Raw genomic sequence first — 7783 nt, 5'->3', positions numbered from 1 at the left:
TTTGATGCCTTAAAAAAAGATAAGGATATTAAAATTATTTTAGTTGGTAAGAAGGAGGTTTTGGAGAAAAAAGTAAGTGACGAGTTTGCAGACAGATGTGAATGTGTCTATTCAAGCAAGGTAATAACCAATGAAGAAGCACCGGTAGCCGCTATCAGAGCAAAGAAGGATTCATCCATAGTGGTAGGCATGAATCTTGTAAAAGAGGGAAAAGCGGACGGCTTTGTAAGTGCCGGAAGTACCGGAGCCGTACTTGTAGGCGGACAACTTATAGTCGGCAGGATAAAGGGAGTTTTAAGGCCTGCACTGGCACCGCTTATACCTACTGAAAAAGGTGTTTCTTTGTTGATTGACTGTGGTGCCAATGTGGATGCAAGGGCGGATAATCTGGTACAGTTTGCACAGATAGGCTCTTTGTATATGGAAAAGGTTATCGGTATCAAAAATCCTAGAGTAGGTCTTGTAAACATAGGTGCCGAGGAAGAAAAGGGAAATGCGCTTGTCAAGGAGACAATGCCTTTATTAAAGGAATGTAAGGATATAAACTTTATAGGCAGCATAGAGGCAAGAGAGATACCGAAAGGCGGAGCCGATGTAATAGTATGTGAGGCCTTTGTAGGTAATGTAATAATAAAGCTATATGAGGGAGTTGGTTCTACACTTATCGGTAAGATAAAGGAAGCCCTGACAAAGAACATTTTTACAAAGATAGGTGCAATGATGATAAAGTCTTCACTGAAGGCTACGTTGAAGTCCTTTGATGCAAGCGGATACGGCGGTGCGCCTTTACTCGGACTTAACGGACTTGTAGTCAAAGCACACGGAAATTCAAAGGCAAATGAGATTTGTAATTCAATTTTACAATGCAAGAGCTTTAAAGAAGAAGCTTTGAGTGATACTATAAGAGAGAAAATGATTAAAAATTAGAATGGAGAAAAAATGGAATTTGAAAAGTTAAAAAAGATTATCGCCGAGGTTTTAAATATTGATGAGAATACAATTGAGCTGAGTTCTTCTTTTGTAGATGATTTGGGAGCCGATTCTTTGGACTTGTTTGAGATAATTACAGGCATTGAGGAAGAGTTTGAACTTGAGATTCCTCAGGAGGTGGCTGAGAATATTCACACTGTAAACGATGCTGTTGAGGAGATAAAAAAGGCTACAGACGCCAGATAGTGTTTACGAGGCTACTGTTTAAGATATCTGATAATGGTAGCCTCTTTATAAAATATAGATTGTTGAGGGTTGTTATGAATAATAATTTAAATAAGTTACAAAAATTATTAGGATATGAGTATAAGAATATAGAGCTTTTAAATCAGGCACTTACACACAGTTCCTATGCCAATGAGCATCAGCTTGGAAAAAACGGTTCCAATGAAAGATTGGAGTTTTTGGGAGATGCCGTTTTAGAGCTTGTAAGCAGTGAGTTTTTCTACGGAGTTTATCCTGACAAGCCTGAGGGAGAACTTACAAAGATAAGAGCAAGCTTTGTATGTGAGCCTGCGCTTGTGGACTGTGCAAAGAATATAAGACTCAGTGAGTTTATAAAGCTTGGAAAGGGTGAAGAGCATACAGGTGGAAGATTCAGACCGAGTATAATCAGCGATACCTTTGAGGCGGTTATAGGAAGCATATATTTAGACGGTGGTTTTGCTAATGCAAAAGAGGTGATTTTAAAATTCATTTTGAATGGATATGAAAATAAAGTCTTCTTTTATGATAGCAAGACTATCTTACAGGAAGTAATACAATCACAGGATTCAAGACCGGTAGAGTACGACCTTTTGTCGGAGGAAGGACCGGACCATTTGAAAAAGTTTATTGTGGCTGTGAAGATAAACGGTGAAAGAGTGGGCGTGGGAGAAGGCGTAAGCAAAAAGTCTGCCGAGCAGGCGGCGGCATATGAAGCATTGAAAAAATTAGGTAAAGTTTAAATGTATTTAAAGCGTATTGAAATTCAGGGATTTAAGTCCTTTGCAAATAAGATCGTATTTGATTTTCACAACGGAATAACAGGTATTGTGGGACCTAACGGATCGGGAAAAAGTAATGTATCGGATGCGGTCAGATGGGTATTGGGAGAGCAAAGTGCCAAGCAGCTTCGAGGCGGAAATATGCAGGATGTAATCTTTGCAGGTACCGAGCTTAGAAAGCCGCTTGGATTTGCATATGTTGCAATTACATTGGATAATTCGGATCATAAGCTGGATATTGACTTTAAAGAGGTGACCGTATCCAGAAGACTGTTCAGATCCGGAGAGAGTGAATATCTGATAAACGGTTCCGCCTGCAGACTAAAAGATATCAGTGAGCTTTTCTTTGATACGGGTATCGGAAAAGACGGATACTCAATAATAGGTCAGGGACAAGTAGATAAGATACTAAACGGCAGACCTGAAGAAAGAAGAGAGTTGTTTGATGAAGCGGCAGGAATCACAAAGTTCAAAAGAAGAAAAGGTCTTGCGCTGAAAAAACTTGAGTCGGAAAGAGAGAGCTTAGTCAGAGTAAACGATATATTGGCGGAGCTTGAAAAACAGGTCGGTCCGCTTGAAAAACAGGCAAAAGTTGCAAAAGAGTTTTTGAATCTGCGTGAGGAATTAAAGATTTTTGATGTTAACAGTTATATTATTGAGTATGACGGTATAACACAGAATCTGAATGAATATAAAAAGCGTGAAAAGCTCTTATCCGATGATTTGGCGGATGCAAGAAATTTGCTTGAAAAGTCGAAAACCGACTATGAAGATATTACGGCAGAGTTAAAAAGGCTTGACGAGGAGCTTGATGATGTAAGAAATCTGATAGGAAATGACGGGGCAAGACTGCAAGAGATGAACTCACATATAGAGATTCTAAAAGAGCAGATAAACTCTGAGAATAAGAACAATGAAAACCTCTCGTCAAGAGGCGAAAATATAGACAGTGATATTGAAAAAAAGCAAAAAGAACTGGAAACTTTAAAAGAAGAAAAGGCCTCATTGCAAAATCTTTTAAAAGAGGCGATTGAAAGGGAAATCTCTCTTTTAAGAGAACTTGAGGATATTGATAAAAAAATAGATGAGCTTACACAAAGACTTGATACTCTTAGGCTTTCATCTGAGGAGTTTAATTCAAGAAATGCGGATTTGAGAGCAAAAAAAGAGAGATATAAGGGTATCTTGGAGCAGGTTCGCCTCAGAAAATCTCAGATGACTCAAAGACTTTTGGAGAGCAAGACAGGTCAAAATACAATCGAATTAAAGATTGATGAGGAAAATAAGAGCCTAAACTCGGTGAATGAATCACTTTACAGTGCCGAGAGTACTAAAGACGAGCTTGAGAGTAAAAAAGCTGCTATACACAGTGAAATCATCAGGTTTTCAAAAGTGGCATCCGAGCTTCAGATGAAGTATCAGAGTGAGTCGGCAAAGCTGACATCATTAAAGGATCTTGCTGAAAAATATGACGGCTACGGTATTGCAATAAAAAAGATCATGGAAACCAGAGACAGAATCGGCGGTATACATGGTGTTGTTGCGGATATAGTCAGAGCGTCAAAAAAGTATGAGGTGGCTATTGAGACCGCACTTGGAGGCAGGATACAAAATGTGGTTATCGACTCCGAGAATACAGCAAAGGTTTTGATTGACTATCTTAAGAAAAACAGATTCGGAAGGGCTACATTTTTGCCGCTTTCCGCAATGAGAAACAACACATTTTCAAATACCGAGTTTTTGAAAGAAAAGGGAGTAGTCGGAATAGCAAGTGAGCTGGTTGAGTACGATAGTGTATACAAAAATCTGATAGGCAGCCTGCTTGGACGAATTGTAGTTATTGACAATATAGACAATGCTATTGCCTTTGAAAAAAAGTTCAGATATGAATACAGAGTTGTCACACTTGACGGTGATTCACTTAGTCCGGGCGGTTCTATAAGCGGTGGTGCTTTTAAAAACAGTACCAATCTTTTGAGTAAGAAAAGAGAGATAGAAGAGGCACAGGCAAGTGTTTCCATACTTTTGAAAAATTACAATGAGGCAAACGATAAGCTTGAAGCCTTTAATCTACAAATAAATTATATAGAAATTAAGCTTGATGAGAACAGAAAAGTAATACAGGATCTTATCATTGAGAAAAACAATATATTAAACCGAAGGGCCGGATTACTTGAAAAGCTTGAAGAACTTAAAGCTTCATCAGTTTCTGTACAGACAGACTTTGACAATATCGACAAAGAACTTGCAGATATAGAGATAGAGACAAAAAGACTTGATGCCAAACTTTCAAATGTCGGTGAGGACTTCGGCAAACTGGGAAAGGATATCTCGGATATAGAAAGCGATATCAAAGAACAGAGAAATTCCAGAGAAGTGCTTGTAGAAAAGCTGAATGCTTCAAAGCTTGAAAAAGCCAATATTTCACAAAGACTTGAGTTTATTGATAATAATGTAAACAGAACCGGAGAGGATGTCAAAGCGCTGCTTGATGAAAAGTCGGGCTTAAAGACAAGAGCCGAGGACATTGTGAGAAACATCAATGAGAAAAATAAAATCATAGAAAATGAGCATATCTCAAAGAACGAGTTGGCCGAAAAGATAGAAAAGCTTAAGCAAAGAGAAGAAGAACTTATTTTGTTTAAAGAAGCAAAGTCAAAGTCACAGAATAAGATATTTGACAACAGAGATATTTACAGTGAAAGAGTTTCACTTCTTGACAGAGATATTTACAGACTGAAAGGTCAGATAGAAAAGTCCGAAGAGAGGATGTCGGAGAGAACCAATTATATGTGGAATGAATATGAACTTACATATAATTCGTCTTTGGAGTTGAAAACAGATACGGATATGTCTTTAAATGATATCAGAGCAAATATAGCTTCACTGAAGTCAAAGATAAAGGCACTTGGAAATGTAAATATCAATGCCATTTCAGATTATAATGAGATTTTCGGCAGATATGAACTTATGAAAAAGCAACATACGGATATCTTGGAGGCTGAGGCTACTTTGATAAATATTGTCGACGAGCTGGATGTGGCTATGAAAAAGCAGTTTGCCGAGAAGTTTGAAGAGATTGCAAAAGAGTTCAATGAAGTGTTTAAAGAGCTTTTCGGCGGAGGCAGCGGAAAGCTTGTACTTGAAGAAAGCCCGGATATGCTTGAGGCGGGCATAACCATCATATCACAGCCGCCGGGAAAGAAGCTTCAAAACATGATGCAGCTTTCAGGTGGAGAGAAGGCACTTACCGCCATAGCACTTTTGTTTGCAATACAAAACCTTAAGCCTTCACCTTTTGCACTGCTTGATGAGATAGAGGCGGCGCTTGATGATTCAAATGTAGACAGATTTGCAAAGTATTTACATAAGCTTACAGACCATACACAGTTTATAGTAATTACGCACAGGAGAGGTACGATGGTATCCTCGGACAGACTTTACGGAATCACAATGCAGGAAAAGGGAGTTTCTACGCTTGTTTCCGTGAACTTGATAGAAAATGAATTGGATAATTAGGAGATATAATGGAAGAAAAGAAAAAAGGATTTTTCTCGAGACTTGTAGAAGGTCTTACAAAAACAAGAAATGCCGTAGTCAGCGGAATTGAGAATGTATTTCTCGGTTATGATGTGATAGATGAGGACTTTTATGAAGAACTTGAAGAGACTCTTATCATGGGAGATATCGGAATCAGAGCTTCCACAGATATTATAGAAGAGCTTAGAAAGAGAGTAAAAGAAGAGCATCTTAACTCACCTGCACAGTGCAGAGAGGTGCTTATCGATACAATAAAACGAAAGATGGATTTGGGCGAGAACGCCTATGAGTTTGAAAACAGAAAGTCTGTAGTATTTGTAATAGGTGTAAACGGTGTAGGAAAGACCACATCTGTCGGAAAACTTGCAAGTCAGCTGAAAAATGAAGGTAAGAAAGTTTTGGTTGTGGCTGCGGATACATTCAGAGCTGCGGCTATTGAGCAGCTTGAGGAGTGGACTAAAAGAGCCGGAGTGGATATAATAGCACAGAACGAGGGTTCAGACCCGGGAGCCGTAGTATTTGATGCATGCAAGGCTGCTAAGGCCAGAAATACAGATGTAATGATAGTTGATACCGCAGGAAGACTTCACAATAAGAAAAATCTTATGGAAGAGCTTAAAAAGATCAATAAGATAATTGGAAGAGAGTATCCTGACGCATACAGAGAGACTTTGGTGGTACTTGACGGTACTACAGGACAAAATGCGCTTGAGCAGGCAAGGGTGTTTAACGAGGCGGCAAATATAACAGGTATTATACTGACAAAACTTGACGGAAGCGCCAAGGGAGGTATTGCGGTTGCAATACAGGCGGAACTTTCCATTCCTGTCAAGTATATAGGGGTAGGTGAGAAAATAGACGATCTGCAAAAATTCAACTCAAAAGAATTTGTGGATGCACTCTTTAGTAATGAGTAAGACAAAGCTATCTAAAATAGAATCGAGGCAATAAGTAATGAAGGAATTTACATTGGAAAAATTTGAAGAGGCGAGCGAACTTGTACAAAAGGTGACATCGGAGACAAAACTTGTATTCAGTGAGTTTTTCTCGGAGCAGTCCGGAAATAAAGTATATTTCAAGCCTGAAAATATGCAGTATACCGGAGCATATAAGCTTAGAGGAGCATACTATAAGATTTCAACACTTTCCGATGAAGAAAAGGCAAAGGGAATTGTAACGGCTTCAGCAGGAAATCATGCACAGGGTGTGGCGTACGCAGCTAAGCTTGCAGGAATAAAGGCTACAGTGTTTATGCCTACAACGACACCTCTTATAAAGATAAACAGAACCAAAAACTACGGTGCGACTGTAGAACTCTACGGCGATGTATTTGATGAAGCGGCTACAAAGGCTATGGAGTATGCAAAGGAGAGCGGTGCGACATTTGTACATCCTTTCAACGACCTTACAGTGGCTACAGGACAGGGAAGTATTGCAATGGAGATAATTAAAGAACTCCCTACAGTAGATATAATACTTGTACCGATAGGCGGCGGAGGACTTTGTGCCGGTGTGGCGACACTTGCAAAGATGCTGAATCCGAATATTCATGTAATAGGTGTGGAGCCTGAGAATGCAGCTTGCATGAAAGAATCCATAAAAGAAGGACATATAGTTACATTGCCTTCAGCCAATACGATTGCAGACGGTACCGCTGTAAAGACTCCGGGAGATAAGCTGTTTAACTATGTCAAAGAGAATGTGGATGATATAATCACAATCAACGACAATGAGCTTATAGTATCTTTCCTTGATATGGTGGAAAATCATAAAATGATAGTTGAAAACTCGGGGTTACTTACAGTGGCCGCTCTAAAGCATATTGATGTAAAGGGAAAAAAGATTGTTGCTATACTTAGCGGTGGAAATATGGATGTTATCACAATGGCGTCACTTATACAGCACGGACTTATTGCAAGAGACAGGATATTTACGGTATCCGTACTTTTACCGGATAAGCCGGGTGAACTTGCAAAGGTAGCCGACTTACTGGCAAGTGAGAGAGGAAATGTTATAAAGCTTGAGCACAATCAGTTTATCAGTATCAACAGAAATGCCGCCGTGGAGCTTAGAATCACTATAGAAGCTTACGGAACTAAGCATAAGGAACAGATAGTCGAAAGGCTTAATAAAGAGGGATATAGACCAAAACTTGTAAGAAGTAAGGGAACATATAATGCTTGATGAAAAAGTGAATGTAGATATTAGCGAATTTTTAAAAACATTAAATTTTAAGACTAATATAATATATTTTATAAAATGGGGGG

At 39.0% G+C, this 7783-nt stretch carries 6 protein-coding genes; all 6 read left to right on the top strand.

Going from position 1 to position 7783, the window contains the following annotated elements:
- On the top strand, window positions 1-927 hold a 927-nt coding region (gene plsX / locus ACO6FI_RS01230), incomplete at its 5' end, for a phosphate acyltransferase PlsX (protein ID WP_485455751.1).
- Between the two features lie 12 nt (window positions 928-939).
- On the top strand, window positions 940-1176 hold the full coding sequence (gene acpP, locus ACO6FI_RS01225) for an acyl carrier protein (protein ID WP_008751809.1): 237 nt from the start codon (window positions 940-942) through the stop codon (window positions 1174-1176).
- A 74-nt stretch (window positions 1177-1250) separates the two neighbouring features.
- Window positions 1251-1937, top strand: a complete 687-nt coding sequence (gene rnc / locus ACO6FI_RS01220; protein ID WP_485455750.1) for a ribonuclease III — start codon at window positions 1251-1253, stop codon at window positions 1935-1937.
- Window positions 1938-5495: a chromosome segregation protein SMC gene (gene smc, locus ACO6FI_RS01215; RefSeq protein WP_485455749.1), complete on the top strand. Its 3558-nt coding sequence runs from the start codon at window positions 1938-1940 to the stop codon at window positions 5493-5495.
- Between the two features lie 8 nt (window positions 5496-5503).
- Window positions 5504-6433 (top strand): signal recognition particle-docking protein FtsY, encoded by a 930-nt coding sequence (ftsY, locus tag ACO6FI_RS01210; RefSeq protein WP_485455748.1) that lies wholly within the window; start codon window positions 5504-5506, stop codon window positions 6431-6433.
- A gap of 37 nt (window positions 6434-6470) precedes the next feature.
- Complete coding sequence (gene ilvA, locus ACO6FI_RS01205; protein WP_485455747.1) at window positions 6471-7700, top strand: threonine ammonia-lyase; 1230 nt, start codon at window positions 6471-6473, stop codon at window positions 7698-7700.
- Window positions 7701-7783: the final 83 nt, after the last annotated feature.

This window comes from Lachnoanaerobaculum sp. (assembly GCF_057250505.1).
Note: the sequence above shows the minus strand (reverse complement) of the source record. Positions and strands in the feature narration are given on the sequence as shown.